We start from the raw sequence: 25,006 nt of genomic DNA on the forward strand, positions 1-25,006 counted from the left end.
GTCCGTCAGGAATAGGCGACCGGGCTGCCGCGGCGCAGCACGAACTGGGCCGCGCGCAGGTACACCGCGACGTAGAAGGCCGCGTCCAGGTCGTCGGCCCAGGGCCCCGGACGGGTGGCCGCCAGGTCCTTCGCCGCCCCGTCCCGGAACCACGTCGTCAATTCCAGGTTGTCGGACGTCGCCGGGACGGCGGACGGCAGCCCGACCGCCTCGGCGAGGCGCTCCGCGAGCGCCAGCACCTGGGGTGCGCCCGCGACCATCGTCTCGTCCGTGTAGGCGGAGGCGACGGGAAGCCAGATCTCCTCGTCGAGCGATATCGGCACCAGCAGCGTCCAGCCGCAGAGGAGGTCGGCCTCCGCGGGGGACAAGTGGTCCTCGCACAGCGCGACGAAGCCGTCCATCGGCGGGACGAGCTTCTCCTCGAAGGCGAGCCCGGAACCCCGGACGAAGGGCGCCTCTTCGGGCAGGGAAGTGAACGGCGGCAGGCCGCGGGCGCGCAAGGCGTCGTTCAACGCGGCGGCACGCGGCCCGTATCCGGTCCCCTCCTCGTCGTCCTCGTCATCGTCCTCGCCGGACCATTCGCTCGCGCTGATGCTGACCAGGTAGATCCCCATGCCCGGAAGCTACCGCGCGCCACTGACAGTCCCGGCGACGATGCCCGCCCCCTCACTTCAGCAGACCCTTGTCCTTCAGGTAGGTGCGGGCCACGTCCTCCGGGAGGCGGCGCCAGCTGTCCACCTGTTCGTTCATGGTGGCCAGGTCGGCGGTGGTGAGGACCTCGTTGAGCCGGTCGAGCGCCTTGGCGGGTCCCTCGCCGCCGGCGCGGGCGCGGTTGACGACGGGGACGAGGTAGTCGGCGTTCTGGAGGTGCTTGTCGTCGGCGAGCAGGACGAGGCCGAACTCGTCGAGGGTGGCGTCGGTGGTGGTGGTCAGCACCATCTGGTCCTGGCCGTTCTGCACGGCCTTCTTGGCCTGGGTGGTGCCGACGCCCTTCGGGTCGACGCCGGTGATGTCGATCCCGTACGTCTTCCTCAGACCGGGCTCGCAGTACGGCCGCTTGACGCATTCGTCGCCTGCGGCGAGGCGGACCTTCAGACCGGATCTGCCGAGGTCGCTGAGGGTCTTGAGGTGGTGCTCGCGGGCGTACTCCTTCGTCACCGCGAAGGCGTTCTGGTCGACCGCCCTGCCCGGGTCGAGGACGGTGAGGCCGCGCGGTGTCGCGAGCTTGCGCAGGGCGGTCATGGTGGCGTCGAGGTCGGGTGAGCCGACCGGTGGCGCGTCGGCGCCGTTGGTCTTCGCGTTCAGCCAGTCGGCGAAGGTGGCGGCGTACTCGGCGACCACGTCGATCTGGCCCGATTCGAGCGCGGGTTCGTACAGTTCGCGGTTGGCGACGGTGAGCATCGAGGTCTTGTAGCCGGCCTGCTTGAGCAGCAGGGAGTACATCTGGGCGAGCAGGTCGCTCTCGGTGAAACCGGCCGAGCCCACGGTCAGGTTCTTGCTGTCGCCCGGCGGGGCGGTGACGTCGCCCTGTGTCTCCAGCGAGGGCCCCGTGCCGCAGCCGCCGGCCAGGAGCGCGATCGCCAGGGCCGGTACCGCGAGGGTGACGGCGGCGCGCCTCACCGGGTGCCCCGCGCCCACCGCGGGGACAGCCGCTCGGCGATCTCGAAGACGGCTTCGACGATCAGGGCGAACACGGCCACCAGGACGGCTCCCGCGACGACCTGCGGGGTGCTCGCCAGGTTGAACCCCGCCGTGATGATCCGGCCGAGGCCGCCGCCGCCCGCGAGGGCCGCGATGGTGGCGGTCGCGACGAGCTGGACGGCGGCGATCCGCACCCCGTTCATGATCATCGGGAGGGCGAGCGGTACTTCCACGCCGAAGAGCATCTGCCGTCCGGTCATGCCCATCCCGCGCGCGGCCCGTACGACGTCACGGTCGACCTCGCGCATCCCGACGTAGGCGTTGGTGAGCAGCGGCGGTACGGCGAAGAGGACCAGCGCGACGACGGTGGGGCCCTCGCCCCACTGGCCGATCGGGGTGAGCAGCAGGATCACCAGCACGGCGAACGTGGGGATCGCGCGGCCCACGTTGGAGATGTTCACGGCGAGCGCGCCGCCCTTGCCGAGATGGCCGAGGACGAGGGCGACGGGCAGCGCGATCAGACAGCTGATGACCAGGCAGACGACCGTCAGGACGAGATGCTGGGCGAGGCGGTGCCAGACGCCGTCGTCGCCCGACCAGTGGGCGGGGTCGGTGAGCCAGTCCCAGGCCCCGGTCAGTGTGTTCACCGGCGGGCCGCCCGCGTCCAGGGCGTGATGAGCCACTGCACGCCGAGCAGCAGCAGGTCGGCCGCGACGGCGATGACGACGCACAGCACGGACGCGGTGAGCACCTGGGCCTTGAAGTAGGTGTTCATGCCCGCGTAGATGAGGTTGCCGAGTCCCCCGAAGCCGACGATCGCGCCGACGGTGACGAGCGAGACGGCCGACACGGTGGCGATCCGCAGGCCGGCCATCGCGGCGGGGACGGCGAGCGGGAGTTCGACGGTGAGCAGCAGCCGGATCGGCCCGTATCCCATGCCCCGTGCGGCCTGCCGGGTCTCCTCGGGGACGGCGCGCAGCCCGGCGAGGATGTTCCGAACGAGGAGCGTCAGCGAGTACAGGACGAGCCCGGCGGCGACCAGCGAGGCCGACAGGCCGTACACGGGCAGCAGGAGCGAGAACATCGCGAGCGAGGGGACCGTGTAGAGGATCGTCGTCACCGCGAGGACCGGTCCGGCCGCCCAGCGCCAGCGGCGGGCGAGGACGGCGAGCGGGACGGCGAGGACGAGGGCGATCGCGACGGCGACCGCCGTGAGCTGGAGGTGCTGGACCGTCGCGTCGACCAGGATGTGGCGGCGCGTGCTCAGGTACTCGCCGCAGATCCACTCGTTGCGCGCGAGGCAATCGTCCGGGGGCGCGGTCACGCGTCCATTGCATCGGGTGTTCGACACGGTCCGCGCGTTGTGGTGGCCCGTACGGGGGTGGCCCGGTGCGCGGGGGTGGCGCTGAGTACACCGCGCGATACGGGTTCTGCGCCCCGTGTGGTCGCGACGCCGTCTCCGTAGCGTCGTGGACGAGGCACAGGACGTGCCGGACGGAGGGCGATGACGATGTTCCGCTCAGCACGCCGCACCCAGGACACGGGCCCTGCCCCGGAGGCTCTGCGGCTGGTCAAGGTCACCAGGACGTACGGGGAGGCGGAGAGCGCCGTGACGGCCCTCGACGGGGTGACGCTCGGTCTGGCGCGGGGTACGTTCACCGCGGTCATGGGCCCGTCGGGGTCGGGGAAGTCCACGTTGCTGCAGTGCGCGGCGGGTCTCGACCGGCCCGACAGCGGCATCGTGATGGTCGACGGCACGGAGATGACGAGCGGCGGTGAGGCGGAGCGGACCCGGTTCCGGCGGGAGCGGATCGGCTTCGTGTTCCAGCAGTACAACCTGCTGCCGACGCTGACGGTCGCGCAGAACACGGTGCTGCCGCTGCGGCTGGCCCGGCGTCGCGTGGACAGGGCCCGTGCCCGGCAGGTCCTCACGTCGCTCGGTCTGGGCGACCGGCTGGGGCATCTGCCCGAGCAGCTCTCGGGCGGGCAGCGGCAGCGGGCGGCGATCGCCCGGGCGCTGATCACCCTGCCGCGGGTGATCTTCGCGGACGAGCCGACCGGCGCCCTCGACACCCGCAGCGCCCGGGAGGTGCTGGCGCTGCTGCGCCGGGCGGTGACCGAACACGGCACCACGGTGGTGATGGTGACGCACGATCCGCTCGCGGCGTCCCACGCGGACGCGGTCGTGTTCCTGGCGGACGGACGGCTCGCGGGCGAACTGCGGGCGCCGACCGTGGACGCGGTGGCCGAACGTCTGGCGCACCTCGGCGACGACGCACCGCTGGGAGCGTGAGTCGTGGTCACCCTCTCCCTGGCCCTGCGGTCCGTCCGCAAGCGTCCCGGCCGCTTCACCGCGACCCTGCTGTCGGCGTTCCTGGGTGCCGTGGTCGTCATGACCTTCAACTCGCTGCACGACACGGCCGGGCAGCCCGGCGTGGACCCGGTGAGCGCCGAGTCGCTGTCCACCGCGGCGAGCGTGGTCGGCGGGTACGGCACCCTGCTGGTGTTCTTCGCGGTCGCCTCGACGCTCACCGTGAACGTGCGGCAACGCGGCGCCGAGACCGAGCTGTTGCGCCGCTCGGGCGCCACGCCGGGGCAGATCCGGCGGATGGTGGTCGGTGAGGCGGTGGCGGTCGCCCTGGTGGGGGCACTGCTGGCCATCGGACCGGCGATGCTCGGCGGCCGGGCCCTGCTGGAGTTGTTCGAGGACAGCGGCCAGGTGCGGCGGTCCGTGGACTATGTCTTCGGCCCCGTCGCCCTCATGTCGGGCCTCGGCATCACGCTGCTCGCGTCGGCGGGCGCCGCGTTCCTCGCCGTGCGGCGCGCGACCCGCGGACAGCGGCCGGCCGGCCGGTCACGGAAGGTCCTCGCGTACGCGGCGACGGCCGTCGGTGCCGCCGCCGTGTGTTCGACGTTCGCCTTCTCGGCGGACGACGCGGCGCTGATGGCACCGCCGGCCTACGGAGCGATCCTGCTGTCGGTGGGCTGCGCGCTGCTCTCGCCGCGGCTCCTGACGGCGCTGCTCGACCGGCTGCCCCTGTCGGGTCCGAGCGGCTATCTCGCGGTACGGAATCTGCGGCGCCGCGCGGACGAGCTGTCCGGTGTCCTGATGCCGCTGATCCTGTTCACCTGCATGGCGACGGCGACGCTGTACATGCAGGCCGTCGAGAACGACGCGATCGACGCCTCGGGGCTGGTGAAGTCCGTCGACTCGAAGAACCTGGAGACCCTGAACCTGGTCGTCGTCGGCATCATCGTGGTGTTCTCCTGCGTCATGCTCGTGAACTCCCTGTACGCGGCGACGACGTACCGGACCAGGGAGTTCGGCGGTCAGCGGCTGGCCGGCGCGACCCCGGGCCAGGTACTCGGCACGGTCGGCGCGGAGGGCGTGATCCTCACGGTGACGGGCGTCCTGCTCGGCACCGGTGCGGCGCTCACGGGGATCGTCCCGTTCACGCTGGTCCGCACGGACGCCGCGTGGCCGGGCCGGGGTCCGGGCATCTGGCTCGCCGTCGTCGCGGTCGCGACGGCGGTGACGCTGGGGACCGGCCTGCTGACGGCACGGGCGACGCTGCGCACTCCGGCGGTCGAGGCGGTGGCGCCGGGCGAGTGAGCGTCGTGACGCGGGATCCCGACGAGGGGGGCGGCCGACGAGCGGCTGCCCCTCTCGCATGTCCGGGTCCCGTGCGTGCGGCCTCGCACTCCCCTGCGTGGGGCGTCCGCCGCGCGCTCCCCCACGTGGAGCGCCCGCCTCACGCTCCCCCGCGTGGGGCGGCCGGTCCCCGAGCATGAGGGCGGGGTGCTCCGGTCAGCGCACCCGGCCGCGGGGCTTCAGGGGCACCGGCGGCAGGTCCGGGGCGTGCAGCGGGGCGCCGTCGTAGCCCTTCACCTCACCGAAGCGGGAGCCCTTCGCCCAGTCCTGGCGGGCCTGTTCGATCTCCGCCTGGGTGCGTCCGATGAAGTTCCACCACATGATCAGCTCCTCCTCGAACGGTTCACCGCCCAGGAGCATGAGGCCCGCGTCCGTCGCGGCGCGCAGCGGGAGTTCGGTCCGGCCGCAGCCGAGGTACAGCATGGAGCCGGGGAGCATCGGCACCCCGTCGACATGGGCCTCGCCCGACATGGCGAGGACGGCGTACTCGAAGTCGGGCTCCAGCGGCAGGCGCAGGTCCGCCCCGCTCGCGAGGGCCAGGTCGGCTCCGACGATCGGGGTGTACGTCGTACCGGGCGAGGTGGTGCCGTCGACCGTGCCCAGCAGGAGCGTGGCACGCAGGCCGGGGGCGGTGACGACGGGCAGCTCGCCGTGGTGCTCGAAGTGCGGGTCGGTGTGCCGGTGGCTGTCCGGCAGGGCGACCCAGAGCTGCGCGCCGTGCAGCAGGCGGGCGTGCGGCCGGGGGCTCTCCTCGGAGTGGCTGATCGCGCGGCCGGAGGTCATCAGGCCCAGTTCGCGCGGGCGGATCGTCTGGAGGCTGCCCGTGGAGTCGCGGTGCAGCACCTCGCCCTCGTGCAGCCAGCTCACGGTCTGCAGGCCCATGTGCGGGTGCGGCGGGACCTGCATGCCGGGTTCGTCGGCGATGTCGTCGGGCCCGTAGTGGTCGACGAAGCACCAGGCGCCGACCATGCGCCGGCCCAGGTTGGGGAGCAGGCGGCGGACTTCGGTGGACTCGCCGAGCTTGACCCGGCGAGGGCTGAGGAGTTCGCGCACCGGCTCGGCCACCACGAACCCGCGGCCACCGCAGAGAGCGGGAACCGCCTCCTGATCAAGATTGCTCATGGCCCACAACCTAGACCTGTCGGGGACCCCACGTCAGGTCGTCGAACCGCCCATCCAGGGGCACTTGGCTCAGAACAGGCGCGATGGGTCAGGAGCTCCGCCCGGGTCCGTACGCCATTGGACGGACCTGTCCTGTCCCACCGGGGCCCCGGGCCCGCTCCCGGCGACGCGGCAGCCACCGCTCGCGATCACCGTCGTCGGCGCCGATCCGAATTATAGTAGCCATGTACATAGTAGCCATGTACTGTTTCTTTCATGAGTTCTGCGAAGTCGGTCTCCGAGTACGCGACGCCCGGTTTCCTCGTCTGGCGCCTGTCCATGAAGTGGCGGGTCGCGGTCGACCGGGCGGTGGGCCCGCTGGGCCTGACGCACGCGCAGTATTCGCTGGTCGCGTCGCTGTACGGCATGCACCGGGACGGTGTGCGCCCCAGTCAGCGCCGGCTCGCCGACCACACCGGACTCGAACCGCTCTACGTCTCGAAGCTGGCCCGGTCCCTGGAGGCCGCCGGCATCGTCGACCGCACCCGCGACCCGGCGGACCCCCGCGCGGTGCAGTTGTCCCTCACCGAGGAGGGACGCGAGATCACCGGCCGCGCGATCACCGTGGTCCAGGGCCTGCTGGAACAGCTTCTCGGCCCCCTGGGCGGCCTCGCGGGCGACCGCACACGGGCGTTCAGCCACGAACTGGCCACCCTGCTCGACGTACCGCTCGATCCGCACGCCGGAGCCGGAGCGGTTCCGGACGCGACCTCTTCCAAGGAGCAGTCATGAGCACCTCCGTTTCGCCCACCCCCGCCGTCCTTCCCGTCAACGGCCAGGTCATCGGCCTGGCCCACTACGCGAGCCGTGCCGCCCTGGAGCGGGTACTGGCGCGCAGCGGCACCAGCTTCAACCGGTCCGTGGCCCTGCGGGCCGTCTCCGACAACGGCGGGACGGTCGAGCGCGCATGGCTGGTGGGCCGGCTGACCGGCGCGTTGAAGATCGAGGAGTCGGTGGCCCGCGCGACCGTCGAGGAGATGACGGCGGACGACCTCCTGGCGGAGCCCGGCGCCGGGCAGGTGTCCCTCACCGACGCCGGGCGCGAGCTCTTCGACTCGATCCGTACCGCGGGCAACGCGATCGCGGCCCGGCTGTACGCGGGGATCCCGGCCGAGGACCTCGCGGCCGCCGGACGGGTCCTCACCCTCGTCACCGAGCGGGCGGACGCGGAGCTCGCCGAGGCGTGAACCGACCGTCGACCACCTCAGGTCGTGGAATATTCAACCAACCTGGTCGGTTGTGGAGCGTCGAAGGAGGTCCGCAGTGGACATGACGTACTACGACCACGGAACGGCCGCGGAGCGCTGGGAGCGGGCGCAGCTGTTCTTCGACGCCAAGGACTACGCCGCGGCGGCGCGGGTGCTGGACGGGCTGGTCGAGGAGACCCCGGAGCAGGTGGGGCCCCGGCTGCTGCTGGCCCGTTCGTACTACCACTCGGCCCAACTGGGCCGCGCCGAGACCGAGTTGCGGGCACTGGTGGAGATCGACCCGGTCGAGCACTACGCGCGCCTCATGCTGGGGCGGACGCTGGAGCGCCAGGGGCGGCACGCGGAGGCGGCGTCGCACCTGCGGATCGCGTCGGCGCTCGCGGGCGAATTCCAGCAGGCCTGATCCGTTCCGCGGCACGATCGGCCGGGTGTCCGTCACCCGTCCCGTCGCGGTACCTCGGCCGGAGGGCCGGTCACCTCGGTGACCGGCCCTCCGGCGTGCGCGGGCACCGGACGGCCGCACCTCCCGAAGAGGCCGCGCCCACCTCGAGAGCGCCGGTTGTCCCGAGAAGTCGCGGGACTCGCCCGGCGCCGCCTCGATCGGAGCGAGCCGGCTTGGCATCCTGGCCCGATGGCATCCGAACGTGACTCCAGCGCCTCCCGCACCCTCAGCGACCTGATCGAGGAACTCCTCGAACACGAGGGTCCGTTGCCGATCTTCGGGGCCGGCGACCCCGTGCTGCGGATGGCGGCCGAGCCGTTCGACGGGCAGTTGGAGCCGGGTCTGCTGGCCCGGTTCGTGGCCGCCCTGCGCGCCACGATGCACGCGGCACCGGGCGTCGGCCTCGCGGCCCCGCAGGTGGGGGTGCCGCTGCGGCTCGCGGTCATCGAGGACCCGGCACCGGTCCCCGAGGAGATCCGCCTGGCCCGCGGACGGGTTCCGCAGCCGTTCCGCGTACTGGTGAATCCGTCGTACGAGGCAGTCGGCCGGGCCCGGGCCGCGTTCTTCGAGGGCTGCCTGAGTGTCCCCGGCTACCAGGCGGTGGTGGCCCGCCCCGAGGAGGTGCGATTGACCGCGTGGGACGAAAACGGGCTGCCGGTCGACGAGGTGTTCCGAGGCTGGCCGGCCCGCATCGTCCAGCACGAGACGGACCACCTGGACGGAACGCTCTACCTCGACCGCGCGGAACCGCGCAGCCTGTCCTCGAACTGGGCAGCGGCCGAACTCTGGGGCCAGCCGACACCGGAACGGGCTGCCCAGGAACTGGGGTTCACGCTCCCGGGATAGCGGCGGGGGCCGCGGACGAGGACCTGTGGAGCGAGGAGTACCGGGGGCTGGTCGCCCTCGCCTGACGTTCGGGGGCATCGGGAAAGCGGCAGGCCGGGCGGCGCACCCTGCGTCGCCCGGCCTGTCGGTTCGTGGCCGGGGCTTCCCCGGCCGGCCCGCTCACGCGTCCCGGTAGGCCTCCAGGAGCCGCAGCCAGACCTCGCTGACCGTCGGGTAGGACGGAACGGCGTGCCAGAGGCGGCTGATCGGGACCTCGCCGACGACGGCGACGGTCGCGGAGTGGATCAGTTCGCCGACGCCGGGGCCGACCAGGGTGAGGCCGAGGACGACCTCGCGGTTGATGTCGACGATCATGCGGGCCTTGCCGCGGTAGCCGTCGGCGTAGAGGCCCGCGCCCGCGACCGAGGACATGTCGACGTCGACGGCCCGTACCCGGTGGCCCGCCTGTTCCGCCTCCGCGAGGGAGAGGCCGACGGCCGCCGCCTCCGGGTCGGTGAAGACGACCTGCGGGACACCGGCGTGGTCCGCGGTCGCGGCGTGCGCGCCCCACGGGTCGGTCTCCAGCAGCGGTACCCCGGCGGCGCGCGCGGCGATGGCGGCGCCCGCGATCCGGGCCTGGTACTTGCCCTGGTGGGTCAGCAGGGCGCGGTGGTTGACGTCTCCGACGGCGTACAGCCACTCGCTGCCGACGACGCGGAGACTGTCGTCGACCTCCAGCCAGGTGCCGTCCTCCAGGCCCACGGTGCCGAGGCCTAGATCGTCGGTACGGGGTGCCCGGCCGGTGGCGAAGAGGATCTCGTCGGCCTCGATGCGGTCGCCGGTGTCCGTGAGCGCGACCACCGTCGAGCCCTCGCGGGACACGGCGGTCACCGAGACGCCGGTGCGCACGTCCGCGCCGGCCTCGGTCAGCGCCTCGGCGACCAGTTCACCGGCGAAGGGCTCCATGCGGGGCAGCAGGCCCTTGCCACGGACGAGCAGGGTGACCTGGGATCCGAGCGCCTGCCAGGCCGTGGCCATCTCGGCGGCGACCACACCGCCGCCCACCACGATCAGCCGCCCGGGCACGGCGTGCGCGCTGGTGGCCTCGCGGCTCGTCCACGGCTTGACCTGGTCGAGTCCGGGCAGGTCGGGCAGGAGGGCGCGGGTGCCCGTGCAGACGGCGACCGCGTGCCGCGCCGTGAGCGTCGTCCGGGTGCCGTCGGGGCCGTCGACCGTCACCGTGCGGGGACCGGCCAGGCGGCCGTGGCCGCGGTACAGCACCGCTCCGATGCCGTCCAGCCAGCCGATCTGGCCGTCGTCCTTCCAGTCCGAGGTGAACCAGTCGCGGTGGGCGAGCACCGCGGGGGCGTCGAGGGGGCCCTGTACGGCCTGGGCGAGGCCGGGTACGCGGCGGGCGTCGGCGCGGGCGATGGCAGGGCGCAGCAGGGCCTTGCTGGGCATGCACGCCCAGTACGAGCACTCGCCGCCGACCAGTTCGCTCTCCACGACCGCGGTGGAGAGGCCGGCCGCGCGAGCGCGGTCGGCCACGTTCTCCCCCACGGGCCCGGCACCGAGCACCACGACGTCGTAGGCGATGGATTCCGTTTCCGTCATGGGGCCAGTCTGGTTGCTGGTGTGCGTCGTGGCCACACGGGTACGGGCGCGGAATACGCCCCCGGTGGGTGGCGTTGTGCAAACCGGCATGAGCCGGACGTCAGGAAGAGGGAATATCGCATGAGCAGCACCGTGGAGCTCACCAAGGAGAACTTCGACCAGACGGTCACGGACAACGAGTTCGTCCTGATCGACTTCTGGGCGTCCTGGTGCGGGCCGTGCCGTCAGTTCGCGCCGGTCTACGAGAAGGCGGCCGACGCGAACCCGGACCTGGTCTTCGCCAAGGTCGACACCGAGGCGCAGCCGGAGCTCGCGGCCGCCTTCGACATCCAGTCCATCCCGACCCTGATGATCGTGCGCGACCAGGTCGCGATCTTCGCGCAGCCCGGGGCGCTCCCCGCGGAGGCCCTGGAGGACGTGATCGGGCAGGCGCGGAAGCTCGACATGGACGAGGTCCGCAAGTCGGTCGCGGCCCAGCAGGCCGCGGCGGCCGAGGGTCAGCCGGCCCCGGGCGGCGAGTGACCTGAAGCGGGCACGGCGTCACCCGCCGGTGCCGCCGCACCGGCGGCGGCACCGGGTGACGCGCCGTGTCCGCGACGAGGACGCGGCGACGCGGCGAGTCCCTGCGATGAGCCGTGCCCGCGCGGCGTCCGGACACTCCGGTGCGCACGCGGCACCCAGCACCTCCAGCGCCCGGCACCCGGCACCGCCGGACGCGGGAGTGGAGTGCCCGGAGAGGATCCGGGAGTGCCCGGGAGTGCCTAGAACGGATATCCGGCCACGTCCCCGCGCACCGTCGTCCAGCGGATGTCGGTGAACGCGTCCAGGTTGGCGTCGCCGCCGAAGCGCGCGCCGGTTCCGGAGGCGGCGGTCCCGCCGAAGGGCGCGACGGCCTCGTCGTTGACGGTCTGGTCGTTGATGTGGACGATCCCGGTCGGGATGCGGTCGGCGAGTTCGAGGCCGCGCGCGGTGTCGCGGGTGACGATGCCCAGCGAGAGACCGTACGGTCCCGCGGAGGCGAGGGCCGCGGCCTCGTCGAGGGTGTCGAAGGAGCGGACCGGCGCGACCGGTCCGAAGACCTCCTCCGTGTACGCCGGGGTCGTGTCGTCGACCCCCGCCAGCACGGTCGGCCGGTAGAAGAGCCGGTCGTGTTCCCCGCCCGCCGCCAGCTTGGCGCCGCGGGCCGTGCTGGCCTCCACCAGCCCCCGGATCTTGGCGAGTTGGGCGTCGTCGATGATGGGCCCGAGGTGCACCTGCTCGCGGTAGGGGTCACCGACGGCCAGCGAGTCGGCCTTCGCCGCGAGCCGTTCGACGTACTCCTCGTACAGCGAGGCGTGGACCAGGTGGCGGCCGGTCGTCATGCAGATCTGGCCCTGGTGGAAGAACGAGCCCCAGGCGGCCGTGGAGATGACGGCGTCGAGGTCGGCGTCCGCGAGGACGACCAGGGCGGAGTTGCCGCCCAGTTCGAGGTGGGCGCGCTTGAGGTGACGGCCCGCCGCCTCGCCGACCGCCCGCCCCGCACCGGTCGAGCCGGTGAAGGAGACGACCGGGACGAGCGGGTCGGCGACGAGCGCCTGACCCACCTCGGCGCCACCGGGCAGGACGTGCAGCAGCCCGTCGGGCAGCCCGGCCTCGGCGAAGACCGCGGCCAGCGCGAGGCCGCCGCACACCGCGGTCCGCGGATCCGGCTTGAGGACCACGCCGTTGCCGAGCGCGAGCGCCGGGGCGACCGAGCGGATCGAGAGGATCAGCGGCGCGTTGAAGGGCGCGATCACGCCCACCACACCGACCGGGACACGGCGCGTGTACGACAGACGCGGGGCCTCCGAGGGCAGGACCTGGCCCGTCGGGCGGGAGGCGAGGGCGGCCGCCTCGTAGCACTCCTGGGCGGCGACGTGCAGTTCGAAGTCCGCCTTGCCGGGGATGGAGCCGGACTCGCGCACGATCCAGTCGCGCAGTTCGTCGGCGTGCTCGGCGAAGAGGTCTCCGGCCTTGCGCAGCACCGCGGCTCGCACGAAGTGCGGGGCCGCGGCCCACTCGGTGCGGGCCGCGTGGGCGGCCCGGGCCGCCGCGGCGACGTCGTCGGCCGCGGCGAGCGTGACGGCGCCGAGACGTTCTCCGGTGGCGGGCTCGGTGACGGGGTGCTCACCGCCCGAGAGCGGGCGGGTCTGCCAGGTCGTGGGGTCGAGCAGCGGCATGTCGGCTCTCCGATCGTTCCCTGATCTCACGCGGGTGCTGCGGGTGGTCCGGCGGTGATACGGCTCGTCGGGTGACGGGGGTGATGCGGATGATGCGGGTGTTCGGCGGTGATACGGCCCGTCGGGTCCGGCGGGCGTTCGGTCCCGGCCTGTGGGCCGCGTCCGGGCACGGGGCTCGGCGCGGGTCGTCGGACGGCTCATAAGGCGAGCGGAAGTCCCGTGTAGTGCGCGGCCAGTTCGGCGGCCGCGGTGCGGGACGCCGTGATCCGGCGCAGCCGCGCGAGCTGCATCCGGGCTTCGAAGGCGTCGCTATCTGGTTGAGCGTGCAACATCTTAGTCATGTCGTACGAGAAACGGGTGGCCTGCCACACCCGGGTGAGTGCCACCTCGGAGTAGCGGTCGAGCAGCCGGGAGGATCCCGAGCGGTGCAGCTCGGCGAAGCCCTGCGCGAGGACCCGTACGTCGGACACCGCGAGGTTGAGCCCCTTGGCGCCGGTCGGCGGCACGATGTGGGCGGCGTCGCCGGCGAGGAACAGCCGCCCGTGACGCATCGGTTCACGGACCAGGCTGCGCATCGGCGTGACCGACTTGGCGGTGACGGGGCCGCGCTCCAGGCGCCAGTCCCCGTCGACGGCGAAGCGCGCGGCCAGTTCGTCCCAGACCCGCTCGTCGGGCCAGTCGGCGGGGTCGGTGCCGTTGGGGACCTGGAGGTAGAGGCGCGACACGGACGGGGAGCGCATGCTGTGCAGCGCGAAGCCCCCTTCGCCCCGGGCGTAGATCAACTCCTCGCAGGACGGCGGCACATCGGCGAGGATCCCCAGCCAGGAGTACGGGTACTCGTGCGCGTACGCGCGGCTCGCGCCGGCCGGGAACGCGGCGCTCGCGATGCCGTGGGAGCCGTCGCAGCCGACCACGTAGTCGCAGCTCAGGGTCCGCTCGCGCCCCTCGTGCAGGAACCGCACGACCGGTTCGCCGCCCTCCACCCCGTCCACCGCGAGCGCCTGCGCCTCGAACAACAGCGGTGGCCCGCCGTCGAGTTGGAGGGCGACGAGGTCCTTCACGATCTCCGTCTGGGCGTAGATGGTGACGGTGCGGCCGCCGGTCAGGCCGGGGAAGTCGATGTGGTGGCGCTCGCCGTCGAAGCGCAGCTCGATGCCGCGGTGCACCAGGCCTTCGGCGTTCAGCCGGTCACCCGCTCCGCAGGCGCGCAGCGCGTCGACGGTGCCCTGCTCCAGCATCCCGGCCCGCTGGCGCTCCTCGACGTAGGCCCGTGTCCTGCTCTCCAGGACGACACAGTCGATCCCCGTCCGGTGCAGCAGGCGGGCCAGCAGGAGCCCGGCCGGGCCGCCGCCGATGATGCCGACCGAGGTCCGCATGACGCCTCCGCTGTCCGGTGCCGCCGGGTCGGGGCCCGGTGGATTCGAGGGGACCAGTCCCGGCGCGGGGGCACCGGGCGAACAGGCCCAGCCTCTCTCAGCTCGACGCGCGGTGCACGACCCGTGCGCCCAGCACCTCGTGCGTCTCGGGCTCGCCGCCGGGTTCGCGGACGACCCGGTCGACCAGTTCGGCGAGGTCGCGGCCGGAGGGCAGTTCGATGTGGACGGTGCTCAGCCGGGGCCGGAGCAGCCGGCCGAGCATGAGGTCGTCGGCGCCGACGACGGCGGTCTCGTCGGGGATCGTGACGCCCTCGTCCTGGAGGGCGCGCATCAGGAGCATCGCGTACTCGTCGTTGTAGGCGAAGACGGCGTCGAGGCCGAGCGAGCGCCAGCGGGCCGCGAGTCCGGCCGCGGCCTCCTCCTCGTACGGAAGGGGCAGCTCGGTCACCGTCGCGTCGGTGCCGCGCAGCGCCCTGCGGACGCCGTCGAGGCGCGGGGTGGAGAAGATCTCCAGGCCGGCCTCGCCGGGTATCACCACACCGACACGGCGCCGGCCGCGGGCCAGCAGGTGCTCCCCCGCCGCGTGTCCGACCCGGTCGTGGTCCATGAGGAGCGCGTGGGCGCCCTCGACGCGCTCGGGGCCCAGCGTGACGACGGCGCGGGCTCCGGCACGCTTGAGGACGGCCACGCCCTGCGGACCGAGCCCGCTGCCGGGGACCAGGACGGCGACGGGCCGCAGCTCCGCCCAGGCGCGGGCGGCCTCGTCACCGCGGAGGCCGACGCTGCCGTACTGCACGACGGTGTAGTCGAGCCGGCCGAGCGCCCCCTGGAGCTCGCTGAAGAACTGGTTGTAGAGGGGCCCCACGGGGACGGATGGGGCGGGCATCAGGACCATGCGGCTGTGACCGGCGCGCAGGCTGCGGGCAGCCGCGTGCGGGACGTAGCCGAGTTCCTCGGCGGCCTCGCGGACCCGGCGGCGGGTGGGCTCGCTGATGCGGACGGCGCTGGTGTTGTTCAGGACGTACGAGACGGTCGCGCGCGAGACTCCCGCGAGGCGCGCCACGTCGGCACTGGTCGGCACGGGTCGCTGCGCGGGCGCCGACGGGGCGGGCTGCTTCGGTATGTGCACCATGACGTACGGCATCCTTCCAGAAGCCCGGAACGCCACCTCGGGCCGGGGCGCCCCGACATCGCCCGCGGCGCGGAACTCCCGCTTCCGCACGGGGGGTTGGACGCCGCGTACCGCTGGGACCGCCCGCAGGTTACCGTTCGGTAGACGACGTCCTCCGGAGGTGTCCGCATGGCTCCCGACCGCACCCCAGGCCTGACGGAGAGCGCGCGCGCCCTCGCCGACGGCGAGGTCACCTCGCGCGCGTTGGTCGAGCGGGCGCTCACCCGCATCGAGGCGAGCCGTTCCACGCTCAACGCGTTCCGGCTGGTGCGCGCCGAGGCGGCGCTCGCCGAGGCCGACGCGGCGGACCGCGAACGGGCGGCGGGCGGGCGGCGGCCCCTGCTCGGGGTGCCGGTGGCGGTCAAGGACGACATGGACGTGGCGGGAGAGCCGACCGCGTTCGGCTGCCCCGGCACCCACCCCCGGGCCGCCGAGGACGGCGAGGCGGTACGGCGGCTGCGCGCCGCCGGGGCCGTCGTGATCGGCAAGACGAACACCTGCGAGCTGGGGCAGTGGCCCTTCACCGAGGGCCCGGCCTTCGGCGCGACCCGCAATCCCTGGCACACCGGGCACACGCCCGGCGGTTCGTCGGGCGGCTCCGCGGCGGCGGTCGCCGCGGGTCTGGTCCCGGCGGCGCTCGGTTCGGACGGCGCGGGCTCCGTGCGCATCCCGGCCGCCTGGACCCATCTGGTCGGCATCAAGCCGCAGCGCGGCCGGATCTCGACCTGGCCCCGCCCGGAGTCCTTCCAGGGCATCACCGTCAACGGCACGCTCGCCCGGACCGTCGCGGACGCCGCCCTGCTGCTGGACGCGGCGAGCGGCAGCCACCACGGCGATCTGCACCGCCCGGCCGCGCTGCGCGTCCACGACGCGGTGGGCCGCGACCCGGGCCGGCTGCGGATCGCGCTGTCGCTGAAGCCGCCGTTCACGGCCGTGCCCGCGCGGCTCGATCCCGCCGTACGGGCGAGGGTCGTCGCGCTCGCGGAGCGGCTCGCCCGGCTCGGGCACACGGTGGAGGAGGCGGAGCCGCGCTACGGACGGATCGGGCTCACGTTCGTCCCGCGCGCCACGGCCGGCATCGCCGAGCACGTGCGCGAGGCGCCCTTCCCCGAACTCCTCGACCGGCGCACCCGCGACGCCGCGCGACTGGGCAGGCTGCTGGGCGGGGCACCGCTGCGGGCGGCCCGGCGGGCCGAGGCCCTGCTGCACCGCCGCGTCGGCGCGCTCTTCGAGGGATACGACGTCCTGCTCGCGCCCACGACCGCCGCTCCCCCGCCGCGCATCGGCGCCCTGCTCGGCCTGGGCGGCTTCGGCACCGACCGGGCGATGATCGCCGCATGCCCCTACGCCTGGCCGTGGAACGTCCTCGGCTGGCCGGGCGTGAACGTACCGGCGGGTTTCGTCGGCGACGGGCTCCCGGTCGGCGCGCAACTGCTCGGCCCGGCGGACAGCGAGCCGCTGCTCGTCTCCCTGGCGGCGCAGCTGGAGGACGACCTGCGCTGGCAGGACCACTGGCCCGCGCACGGGGCCGTCGCCGACTCCCCGGCGGCATGAGGCAGTCGCGGCCTTACCCTGGCGTCATGGACGACGCGCCGATGGTCGGTTTGATGGGACGGGTGACCGGCACGGTCGGCCCCGGACTCGTCGGCGAGGTGATCGTCCGGGTGCGCGGCGGCGCCGAGCACTTCCTCGCCTATCCGGCCGTCGCGAAGGACCGTATCGAGCGGGGCACGGTGGTGATGGTCGTGGAGTACCTGCCGCCCCGCACCGTGTACGTGTCGCCCGCCTACGACGCCTGACGAAGCCGCCCGTCTCCCGTCACAGACACGACAGTTGAGCCCGCCCCGCCCCAGGTGAGAGGCCGGGGCGTCAAGAACGCGACAAGGATGCGCCGACGTCTGTACCCCGGCGCCGGCGAGGAGCACACTCCGTTCGTTCGGTGCCGAAAGGGCACCATTCAAAGGGGGCGTATGCCGATGGTCGTCGGCGTCGTGGCGGGGGCGGTTGTCCTCGCAGTGATCTTCATCGTCGTGGTCTTCAAGCTCATGTGGCGGGTCGCGGAGCCCAACGAAGCACTCATCATCTCCGGTTCGAAGCATCGGACGGAGGGCCTCGAGGAAGGCATGGGTTTCCGCATCGTGACGGGACGCGGCACGCTGGTGATGCCGGGCGTGCAGGCGGTGCGGAAGATATCGCTCGACCTCAACGAGACCGAGCTGCACGTGGACTGCGTGACCACCCAGGGCATTCCGCTCAAGGTGCGGGGCGTGGTCATCTTCAAGGTGGGCGACGACTTCGTGTCGATCGCGAACGCGGGCCGCCGTTTCCTCGACCAGCAGAAGATGATGGCCGAGCGGGTGCACAACGTGTTCGCCGGCCATCTGCGGTCCATCGTCGGCGGGTTGACCGTCGAGGACATGATCAGGGACCGGGAGAAGCTGACCGGTCAGACGCGGGCGGCGTGCGGGACGGAGATGGAGAAGCTCGGTCTGATCGTCGACTCGCTGCAGATCCACGAGATCGAGGACCCGACCGGATACATCAAGAACCTCGCGATGCCGCACGCCGCCGCCGTCCAGCGGGACGCGCGCATCGCGCAGGCCGAGGCGAACCGCCTCGCCACCGAGGCCGAGCAGAAGGCCGCGGCCCGGATGTCGGAGGCGACCCGGGACAGCGAGATCCTCCAGGCCGGCTACCAGGCCGAGCGCGACAAGGCGGCGGCGAAGGCCCGGCAGGCCGGACCTCTCGCGGACGCCGCGGCCCGGCAGGACGTGGTCGTGCAGGAGACCCGGATCGCGGAACTCGACGCACTCCGCCGCGAGCAGCAGCTCCAGGCGGACGTCCGCAAGCCGGCGGACGCCCAGGCCTACGAGACACGGGCCCGCGCCGAGGCCGAGCGTGACGCGCGTATCTCGGCGGCGCAGGCCAAGGCCCAGGAGACCGAACTGGCCGCCGCGGCCGAGGCGAACCGGGTCAAGACCGCCGCCAACGCCGAGGCCGAGGCGACGAAGGCCCGGGGTGCGGCCGCCGCGCTGGCGACCAAGGCCACCGGTGAGGCGGAGGCGGCGGCGTCCCAGGCCAAGGGGCTCGCCGCCGCCGAGGCCACCCGCGCCCAGGGCCTCGCGGAGGCGGCGGCCATCCAGGCACGGGCCGCCGCGCTCGCCGAGAACCAGGAGGCGGTGGTCGCCCAGCAACTCGCCGAGAACTGGCCGGAGATCGTCCAGGCGGGTGCGAGCGCGTTCGGCAACGTCGACCACATGGTGCTGCTCAACGGGGCCGACGGCATGTCGGACCTGTTCGCCAAGGCGCTCACCATGGGCGGCACGGGCCTCGGCCTGGCCCGCCAGTTGCTCGCCTCGATGAGTCCGGAGGGCGCACCGGCCAAGAGCGGGGCGACGGGCCTCAACGGCTTCACGCCGCCGCTCACCGAGAAGGTCCCCGTGGAGAAGGTTCCCGTGGAGAAGGACGAGGGCTGACCCGGACGGGCTGAGGCGCGCGGGACACCGGGGTCACTCGGGTGAGGCGCGGGCGTACGGGAGTCGAGCGACGACTCCGGTGCGCCCGCGCCGTCCGTCGGGCGCGTCACCGGGCGCGGCGTGCTCGACCCGCCTGTCGAACTCCCGTGCCCAGGCTCTACCGTGGCCCGCGTGACTGCCTCTCCCGATGAAGACGTCCCCGGCCGCTACGGTCCCACCGCGACCACCGAGGCCGAACCCCGCGACGTCGGCCCCGTGAAGACCGAGTACTCCCCCGCCCACGACGGCGACCCCGACCCGGGCGAGATCGTCTGGACCTGGGTGCCGTACGAGGAGAACGACGGCCGGGGCAAGGACCGCCCGGTACTGGTCGTGGCCCGCGAACCCGCGGGCACCCTGCTGGCGGTACAGCTCTCCAGCAAGCGGCACGACGGCGAGCGCGAGTGGGTCGCGATCGGGAGCGGCCCCTGGGACCGGACGGGACGGGACTCCTGGATCGCCGTCGACCGGGTGCTCCGGCTGCACGAGGACGGGATGCGCCGCGAGGCGTGCGCGCTGGACCGGATGCGGTTCAACTCCGTCGTGCACCGGCTGCGCGAGCGGTACGGCTGGCGCTGAACCGTACGGGGTGACGGGCGACCGGTGACCGCCGGGCGCCCCGTCACACTCCCCGGAGTTCGTGAGCGAACGCCTGCTCGAAAGCACGGTGGGTCGCGCGGTCCGGCGTGCGGTCGAGGACGCCGAACACCACATGGTCGAAGTACCCGTCGAAGCGGCCTCCCACCAGCAGCCCGCGGAAGGCGCCGGCCACCTGGGCCGGATCGTTCCGGAAGACCCCGCAGCCCCAGGCGCCGAGCACCAGACGGCGGTATCCGTGGGCGGCGGCGGTCTCCAGGACGCGCTCGGCACGGACCGCGAGCGCGCGGGGCAGCTCGCCGGCGCGCTCCGGGGCGGTGCGCAGCACGACGCCCGCGTTCGGGGCCGCCGCGGTCAGGAACCCGGCCGGAAACGGCTCGTCGAGGAGCCGGCCCCGGTCGTCGCGGAAGACGGGTACGCCGGGTGAGTGGATGACACGGTCCGTGTAGAACGTGTCGCGGTGGGCGCGGTGATGGTCGTAGAACCCCCGGGCCCGCAGCAGGCAGGCGTACAGCGCGGAGGCGCGGCACAGGGCCTCCTCCTGGGCCTGGGCGCCGTTCAGATAGCCGCCGCCCGGATTGCGCGCCGAGGAGAAGTTCAGCACCGCGACGGGGTCACCGTCCAGGGCGGTGAGCCGGCGGGCCGCCTCCAGGCTGCTCTCGCCCGTGACCTCGAACGACGTGTCGTGGTGGGGCACCGAGGGCGTCTCCACCGGCTCGGGTCCGTGCAGCCGCGTCCCGGACCGGGCCGACTCGACGGCGTCGGCGATGGTCACCCGGACGCCGGAGGGGCCGCGGTAGCCGCCGGCCGCCACGATCTCCTCCGTCTCCCGGGCGATCGCCCGCAGGCGCGCGCTCATGGCGTGACCCCCGTACGCGCCACGAGCACGGCCCGTGTGTTCTCCCCCGTCGTGCCCATGAACGCATCGTGAGCGATGCTGGTCCTGCGGCGCAACAGAGTTTCGGGGCCCCGCAAACGGTGTACTCCGGTCCCGCAAGCGACAAATTTGCACCCTTGTGCGAACCGCCGAGAGGGTCTTGGGTGGACGGGTGAATGCCGGTCCGGCCCACCAGACCCCGGGCCGGCGGCATGGTGGAATCTCAGGAGGATCCCCACATGTCCGATTCGGTGAGTGACTGTACGGAGCGACGCCGCTCCACCGTCACCGAGGCCGAGGTGGAGGCGCTCGTCCATGGCATCTGCTTCAAGACGGGCCCGCCCCGCCTCCTCGGTGTGGAAGTCGAATGGCTCGTCCACGAGCTGCGCGCGCCGTGGCTCCCCGTACCGCCAGAACGTCTCGAAGCGGCGTACGCCGCTCTGCGGGCCGTGCCCCTGAGTTCGGCGCTGACCGTCGAACCCGGTGGGCAGCTGGAGCTGAGTTCCGCTCCCGCCGCCTCCCTGATGGAGTGCGTACGGTCCGTGTCGGCCGACCTGGCCGCCGTCCGCGCGAAGCTGCGCGAGACGGGCCTCGGCCTCAGCGGTTACGGCCAGGACCCCTGGAACCCCCCGACCCGCTACCTCCATGAGCCCCGGTACGACGCCATGGAGCGCTGTCTCGACCGTGCGGGGCCCGAGGGCCGCGCCATGATGTGCACGTCGGCGTCCGTGCAGGTGTGCGTGGACGCCGGTTACGAGGAGCCGGGTCCGCTGGGGCACGGGCGGCGCTGGTGGCTCGCGCACCAGCTCGGCGCGGTCCTGGTGGCCGCGTTCGCCCACTCCCCCATGGCCCGGGGACGGAGCACGGGCTGGCGCTCCACACGGCAGTCGCTGTGGACCGCGATGGACCCCGGGCGCACCGACGCGCCGCCCCTGGGCGGCGATCCCCGGGCCTCCTGGGCCCGACACGTCCTCGACTCCCCGGTGATGTGCGTCCGGGCGCCCGAGGGCCCCTGGGACGTGCCGGAGGGCATGACCTTCCGCGACTGGACCCGGTCCGGCACCCCGCCGGTCCGGGAGGACCTCGATTACCACATGACGACGCTGTTCCCGCCGGTACGTCCGCGCGGTCATCTCGAACTCCGCATGATCGACGCGCAGCCGGGTGAGGACGGCTGGATCGTGCCCCTCGCGGTGACGGCGGCCCTCTTCGACGACCCGGACGCGGCCGAGGTGGCCTACCGGACCGTGAAGCCGCTCGCGGAGCGGGCGGGCCCGGACCGAGCGCCCCGCAACCCGCTGTGGCGGGACGCGGCCCGGCACGGCCTCGCCGATCCGGAACTGCGCGAGGCCGCGGCGATCTGCTTCGCCGCGGCCCAGGAGGCGCTGCCGAGGCTCGGGGCCTCCCCCGAGGTCCTGGACGCGGTGGCCGAGTTCACCGACCGCTACGTGGCGCGGGGCCGCTGCCCCGCCGACGACCTGCTCGGCGCGGACCGGGCCCAGCACGAGGGCCGGTCCGGCGACCGGTCAGGCACCCGTTCCGACGGCCGGTCCGAGGCCCGGTCCGACGGCCGCTCGACCGGCCGGTTCGATGGGAAGGACATCAGCTCATGACCGCCCCCGCCCCCGATTCGCTGACGGATCCGGAGTCGCTCAGGGAGCGCGCCCTCGACGCGCTCGTCACCGCCCGGGACCGCACCGCCCTCCTCACCTCGTGCGTGGAGGACCCCGACCTGACCGCGCAGCACTCGCCGCTGATGTCCCCGCTGGTGTGGGACCTCGCGCACATCGGCAACCAGGAGGAGCTGTGGCTGCTGCGGGCGGTCGCGGGACGCGAGGCGCTGCGGCCCGAGATCGACGGGCTCTACGACGCGTTCGAGCACGCGCGTTCCGAGCGGCCGAAACTGCCGCTGCTGCCGCCCGCCGAGGCCCGCACGTACGCGGCGGAGGTGCGCGGCCGGGCGCTCGACGTCCTGGAGAGCTCCGCGTTCCGGGGCAGCCGCCTCACCGAGGCCGGATTCGCCTTCGGCATGGTCGCGCAGCACGAACAGCAGCACGACGAGACCATGCTGATCACCCATCAGCTCCGGAGGGGCCCCGCCGCCCTGACCGCTCCGGATCCCGCTCCGGTCGCGCCGTTCACGGGGCCGGCCGAAGTCCTGGTGCCCGGCGGCCCGTTCGTGATGGGCACCTCCACCGAACCCTGGGCGCTCGACAACGAGCGTCCCGCGCACCGGCGTACGGTCCCGTCGTTCCACATCGACACGACGCCGGTCACCAACGGCGCCTACCAGGCCTTCATGGCGGACGGCGGCTACGGCGACCCGCGCTGGTGGACGCCGGAGGGCTGGGACCACATCCGGACGCACGGCATCGAGGCGCCGCTGTTCTGGCGGCGCGAGGGCGGTCAGTGGCTGCGGCGGCGCTTCGGCGTCACCGAGGTCGTGCCGCCCGACGAGCCCGTTCTGCACGTGTGCTGGTACGAGGCCGACGCGTACGCCCGCTGGGCGGGCCGGCGGCTGCCCACCGAGGCGGAGTGGGAGAAGGCGGCCCGCCACGACCCGGTCTCCGACCGTTCCACCCGCTACCCGTGGGGCGACGCCGACCCCACACCGGAACACGCCAATCTGGGTCAGCGTCATCTGCGTCCGGCACCGGCGGGCAGCTATCCGGCGGGCGCCTCACCGCTCGGCGTACGGCAGTTGATCGGTGACGTGTGGGAGTGGACGTCGAGCGACCTGGAGCCGTATCCGGGGTTCGCCGCCTTCCCGTACAGGGAGTACTCGGAGGTCTTCTTCGGGCCCGACCACAAGGTGCTGCGCGGTGGTTCGTTCGCGGTGGACCAGGTGGCCTGCCGGGGCACGTTCCGCAACTGGGACTATCCGATCAGGCGGCAGATCTTCGCCGGCTTCCGCACGGCCCGTGACGGATCCTCCTGATGTGCCGTCATCTGGCGTTCCTCGGCGACGAGGAGCAGCTCGGGACGCTCCTCGTCGCGCCGGAGCACAGCCTGTTCCGGCAGTCCTGGGCGCCCCGCAGACAACGGCACGGGACGGTCAACGCCGACGGTTTCGGCGTGGGTTGGTACGCCGAGGGCGATCCGGTGCCCGCCCGGTACCGGCGTACCGGGCCCGTCTGGGGTGACGCGTCGTTCGCCGACCTGGCCCGTGTGGTCAGGTCGCGTGCGGTGCTCGCCGCGGTGCGGGACGCGACCGTGGCGGGCTCGGACGGGGAGGCCGCGGCGGCGCCGTTCGCCGCGGGCACCTGGCTGTTCAGCCACAACGGCGCCGTCCTCGGGTGGCCCGGCTCCCTCGCCCCGCTCGTGTCGGGCCTGCCCGCGGCCGAGCTGCTGTCCCTGGAGGCCCGCTGCGACTCCGCGTTCGTGTGGGCGCTGGTGCTGCGCCGGCTGCGCTCCGGGGACACGGAGGGGCAGGCGCTGGCCGACACGGTCGTGGAGGTCGCGGAGGCGGCCCCCGGATCACGCCTCAACCTGCTGCTGACCGACGGCGGGACCATCGCAGCGACCGCCTGGGGCGACACCCTCTGGTACCTCGCGGAGCCGGGCCGTCGCGTCGTGGTGGCCTCCGAGCCGCACGACGACGACCCGGGATGGCGGGAGGTCCCCGACCGCACCCTCCTCACGGCGAGCCGCACCGAGGTGCTGCTCACCCCGCTCAAGGACATGAGCGACGACATGGCATCCGCACAGCGCAAGGAGCCCCGTACGTGAGCCCGTTCCTGCTGACCCGCACCCTTCCCGAGGACGCCACCGAGGCGGCCCTGCGTGCCGACGTCCTGCACGGCCTCGGGCAGTCACCGAAGACGCTGCCGCCGAAGTGGTTCTACGACGCGCACGGCAGCGAGCTGTTCGAGAAGATCACCGAACTGCCGGAGTACTACCCGACGCGCGCCGAGCGGGAGATCCTGCTCGCGCGGGCGGGCGCGATCGCGGCGGCGAGCGGTGCGCGCACGCTCGTCGAGCTGGGTTCCGGCTCGTCGGAGAAGACGCGTCATCTGCTGGACGCGCTGCCGGACCTGCACACCTACGTCCCCGTGGACGTGAGTGAGAGCGCGCTCACGCAGGCCGGGCACGCGCTGATCGCGGAGCGTCCCGAGCTGAACGTGCACGCCCTGATCGCCGACTTCACCGCCGGTCTCACGCTCCCGGACACACCGGGACCGCGTCTGGTGGCGTTCCTGGGGGGCACCATCGGCAATCTGCTGCCCGCCGAGCGTGCCTCGTTCCTGTCGTCCGTACGGTCCCTGCTGTCGCCCGGGGACACCCTGCTGCTCGGCACGGACCTGGTGAAGGAACCGTCGGTGCTGGTCGCGGCCTACGACGACGCGGCCGGGGTGACGGCGGCGTTCAACAAGAACGTGCTGAGCGTCGTCGACCGTGAACTCGGCGCGGACTTCGACCTCGACGCGTTCGAGCACGTCGCGCTCTGGGACGCCGGGCACGAGTGGATCGAGATGCGGCTGCGGTCCCGTGTCGCGCAGACCGTGAAGATCAGCGCCCTCGGTCTGGCCGTCGACTTCGCGGAGGGCGAGGAGGTGCGGACCGAGATCTCGGCCAAGTTCCGCGCGGAGGGCGTCCGCGCCGAACTGGCGGAGGCGAGCTTCGACCTGACGCACTGGTGGACGGACACCGAGGGCCGCTTCGCGCTGTCGCTGAGCTCGGCGGTCTGACCTCCGGTCGGCGAGGACGGCGACCGGCGGCCCGCGGGTCC

General features: G+C 73.3%; 25 protein-coding genes. 15 read left to right on the forward strand and 10 right to left on the reverse strand.

What is annotated here, in order from left to right:
• Positions 1-5: 5 nt before the first annotated feature.
• From OG406_RS07010 to OG406_RS07025, 4 genes are read right to left on the reverse strand one after another with little or no spacing between them, the layout of a single operon-like run.
• On the reverse strand, positions 6-614 hold the full coding sequence (locus tag OG406_RS07010; protein WP_267049170.1) for a hypothetical protein: 609 nt from the start codon (positions 612-614) through the stop codon (positions 6-8).
• Positions 615-666: 52 nt separating this feature from the next.
• Complete coding sequence (locus OG406_RS07015; RefSeq protein ID WP_443067057.1) at positions 667-1,620, reverse strand: ABC transporter substrate-binding protein; 954 nt, start codon at positions 1,618-1,620, stop codon at positions 667-669.
• A complete protein-coding gene (locus tag OG406_RS07020; protein WP_164371205.1) occupies positions 1,617-2,288 on the reverse strand; it encodes an ABC transporter permease in 672 nt (223 codons plus the stop codon). Before OG406_RS07020 ends, OG406_RS07015 begins: the two co-directional genes overlap by 4 nt.
• Positions 2,285-2,965 carry an ABC transporter permease gene (locus tag OG406_RS07025; RefSeq protein ID WP_081220600.1) on the reverse strand — a complete coding sequence of 227 codons (681 nt, stop codon included), beginning with the start codon at positions 2,963-2,965 and terminating at the stop codon, positions 2,285-2,287. Before OG406_RS07025 ends, OG406_RS07020 begins: the two co-directional genes overlap by 4 nt.
• 180 nt (positions 2,966-3,145) lie before the next feature.
• Between OG406_RS07025 and OG406_RS07030 the strand changes: the two genes are divergently transcribed.
• Both OG406_RS07030 and OG406_RS07035 read left to right on the forward strand, forming a co-directional pair.
• Positions 3,146-3,934 carry an ABC transporter ATP-binding protein gene (locus OG406_RS07030; RefSeq protein ID WP_329184747.1) on the forward strand — a complete coding sequence of 263 codons (789 nt, stop codon included), beginning with the start codon at positions 3,146-3,148 and terminating at the stop codon, positions 3,932-3,934.
• Between the two features lie 3 nt (positions 3,935-3,937).
• Positions 3,938-5,254 (forward strand): ABC transporter permease, encoded by a 1,317-nt coding sequence (locus tag OG406_RS07035; RefSeq protein ID WP_329184749.1) that lies wholly within the window; start codon positions 3,938-3,940, stop codon positions 5,252-5,254.
• Positions 5,255-5,449: 195 nt separating this feature from the next.
• Here the strand turns inward: OG406_RS07035 and OG406_RS07040 are convergent, their stop codons facing one another.
• Complete coding sequence (locus OG406_RS07040; protein ID WP_164371207.1) at positions 5,450-6,415, reverse strand: pirin family protein; 966 nt, start codon at positions 6,413-6,415, stop codon at positions 5,450-5,452.
• Positions 6,416-6,670: 255 nt separating this feature from the next.
• Between OG406_RS07040 and OG406_RS07045 the strand changes: the two genes are divergently transcribed.
• The 4 genes from OG406_RS07045 to OG406_RS07060 all read left to right on the forward strand — a co-directional run bounded on the left by OG406_RS07045 (position 6,671) and on the right by OG406_RS07060 (position 8,950).
• Positions 6,671-7,186 (forward strand): MarR family winged helix-turn-helix transcriptional regulator, encoded by a 516-nt coding sequence (locus tag OG406_RS07045; protein WP_329184752.1) that lies wholly within the window; start codon positions 6,671-6,673, stop codon positions 7,184-7,186.
• The gene (locus tag OG406_RS07050; RefSeq protein ID WP_329184754.1) at positions 7,183-7,641 is read left to right on the forward strand and encodes a MarR family transcriptional regulator; all 459 of its coding nucleotides are present in this window, start codon (positions 7,183-7,185) and stop codon (positions 7,639-7,641) included. The genes OG406_RS07045 and OG406_RS07050 overlap by 4 nt, the downstream gene beginning before the upstream one ends.
• A gap of 76 nt (positions 7,642-7,717) precedes the next feature.
• Complete coding sequence (locus OG406_RS07055) at positions 7,718-8,065, forward strand: tetratricopeptide repeat protein (protein WP_266617730.1); 348 nt, start codon at positions 7,718-7,720, stop codon at positions 8,063-8,065.
• A 228-nt stretch (positions 8,066-8,293) separates the two neighbouring features.
• The gene (locus tag OG406_RS07060; protein ID WP_329184758.1) at positions 8,294-8,950 is read left to right on the forward strand and encodes a peptide deformylase; all 657 of its coding nucleotides are present in this window, start codon (positions 8,294-8,296) and stop codon (positions 8,948-8,950) included.
• Positions 8,951-9,109: 159 nt separating this feature from the next.
• Here the strand turns inward: OG406_RS07060 and OG406_RS07065 are convergent, their stop codons facing one another.
• Positions 9,110-10,543 carry a dihydrolipoyl dehydrogenase family protein gene (locus OG406_RS07065; RefSeq protein WP_266617727.1) on the reverse strand — a complete coding sequence of 478 codons (1,434 nt, stop codon included), beginning with the start codon at positions 10,541-10,543 and terminating at the stop codon, positions 9,110-9,112.
• 120 nt (positions 10,544-10,663) lie between these two features.
• On the opposite strand from OG406_RS07065, the gene trxA reads away from it, so the two are divergent.
• Positions 10,664-11,065 carry a thioredoxin gene (gene trxA, locus OG406_RS07070; protein WP_164371213.1) on the forward strand — a complete coding sequence of 134 codons (402 nt, stop codon included), beginning with the start codon at positions 10,664-10,666 and terminating at the stop codon, positions 11,063-11,065.
• 239 nt (positions 11,066-11,304) lie between these two features.
• Here the strand turns inward: trxA and OG406_RS07075 are convergent, their stop codons facing one another.
• From OG406_RS07075 to OG406_RS07085, 3 genes are all read right to left on the reverse strand, one after another.
• Positions 11,305-12,741 (reverse strand): benzaldehyde dehydrogenase, encoded by a 1,437-nt coding sequence (locus OG406_RS07075; protein WP_329184762.1) that lies wholly within the window; start codon positions 12,739-12,741, stop codon positions 11,305-11,307.
• 197 nt (positions 12,742-12,938) lie between these two features.
• Positions 12,939-14,117: a 4-hydroxybenzoate 3-monooxygenase gene (locus OG406_RS07080; protein ID WP_329184764.1), complete on the reverse strand. Its 1,179-nt coding sequence runs from the start codon at positions 14,115-14,117 to the stop codon at positions 12,939-12,941.
• Positions 14,118-14,214: 97 nt separating this feature from the next.
• The gene (locus OG406_RS07085) at positions 14,215-15,249 is read right to left on the reverse strand and encodes a LacI family DNA-binding transcriptional regulator (RefSeq protein ID WP_164371216.1); all 1,035 of its coding nucleotides are present in this window, start codon (positions 15,247-15,249) and stop codon (positions 14,215-14,217) included.
• Positions 15,250-15,417: 168 nt separating this feature from the next.
• On the opposite strand from OG406_RS07085, the gene OG406_RS07090 reads away from it, so the two are divergent.
• The 4 genes from OG406_RS07090 to OG406_RS07105 all read left to right on the forward strand — a co-directional run bounded on the left by OG406_RS07090 (position 15,418) and on the right by OG406_RS07105 (position 19,382).
• Positions 15,418-16,842, forward strand: coding sequence for an amidase (locus OG406_RS07090; RefSeq protein ID WP_164371217.1), 1,425 nt, complete (start codon positions 15,418-15,420; stop codon positions 16,840-16,842).
• Between the two features lie 26 nt (positions 16,843-16,868).
• Positions 16,869-17,087: a hypothetical protein gene (locus OG406_RS07095; RefSeq protein ID WP_203659681.1), complete on the forward strand. Its 219-nt coding sequence runs from the start codon at positions 16,869-16,871 to the stop codon at positions 17,085-17,087.
• Positions 17,088-17,258: 171 nt separating this feature from the next.
• Positions 17,259-18,764 carry a flotillin family protein gene (locus OG406_RS07100; protein ID WP_164371218.1) on the forward strand — a complete coding sequence of 502 codons (1,506 nt, stop codon included), beginning with the start codon at positions 17,259-17,261 and terminating at the stop codon, positions 18,762-18,764.
• Between the two features lie 171 nt (positions 18,765-18,935).
• Positions 18,936-19,382: a type II toxin-antitoxin system PemK/MazF family toxin gene (locus OG406_RS07105; protein WP_164371219.1), complete on the forward strand. Its 447-nt coding sequence runs from the start codon at positions 18,936-18,938 to the stop codon at positions 19,380-19,382.
• 43 nt (positions 19,383-19,425) lie between these two features.
• Here OG406_RS07105 and OG406_RS07110 read toward each other — a convergent pair whose 3' ends face one another.
• Entirely contained in the window at positions 19,426-20,259 is an 834-nt protein-coding gene (locus OG406_RS07110) for a TIGR02452 family protein (protein ID WP_267049162.1), read from the reverse strand.
• 257 nt (positions 20,260-20,516) lie between these two features.
• Between OG406_RS07110 and egtA the strand changes: the two genes are divergently transcribed.
• From egtA to egtD, 4 genes are read left to right on the forward strand one after another with little or no spacing between them, the layout of a single operon-like run.
• On the forward strand, positions 20,517-21,890 hold the full coding sequence (gene egtA / locus OG406_RS07115) for an ergothioneine biosynthesis glutamate--cysteine ligase EgtA (RefSeq protein WP_164371221.1): 1,374 nt from the start codon (positions 20,517-20,519) through the stop codon (positions 21,888-21,890).
• Complete coding sequence (gene egtB, locus OG406_RS07120) at positions 21,887-23,215, forward strand: ergothioneine biosynthesis protein EgtB (RefSeq protein WP_329184770.1); 1,329 nt, start codon at positions 21,887-21,889, stop codon at positions 23,213-23,215. Before egtA ends, egtB begins: the two co-directional genes overlap by 4 nt.
• Entirely contained in the window at positions 23,215-24,006 is a 792-nt protein-coding gene (gene egtC / locus OG406_RS07125; RefSeq protein ID WP_164371223.1) for an ergothioneine biosynthesis protein EgtC, read from the forward strand. The genes egtB and egtC overlap by 1 nt, the downstream gene beginning before the upstream one ends.
• A complete protein-coding gene (egtD, locus tag OG406_RS07130) occupies positions 24,003-24,965 on the forward strand; it encodes an L-histidine N(alpha)-methyltransferase (RefSeq protein WP_164371224.1) in 963 nt (320 codons plus the stop codon). The genes egtC and egtD overlap by 4 nt, the downstream gene beginning before the upstream one ends.
• Positions 24,966-25,006 lie beyond the last annotated feature (41 nt).

This window comes from Streptomyces sp. NBC_01428, assembly GCF_036231965.1.
Taxonomy (GTDB): domain Bacteria; phylum Actinomycetota; class Actinomycetes; order Streptomycetales; family Streptomycetaceae; genus Streptomyces.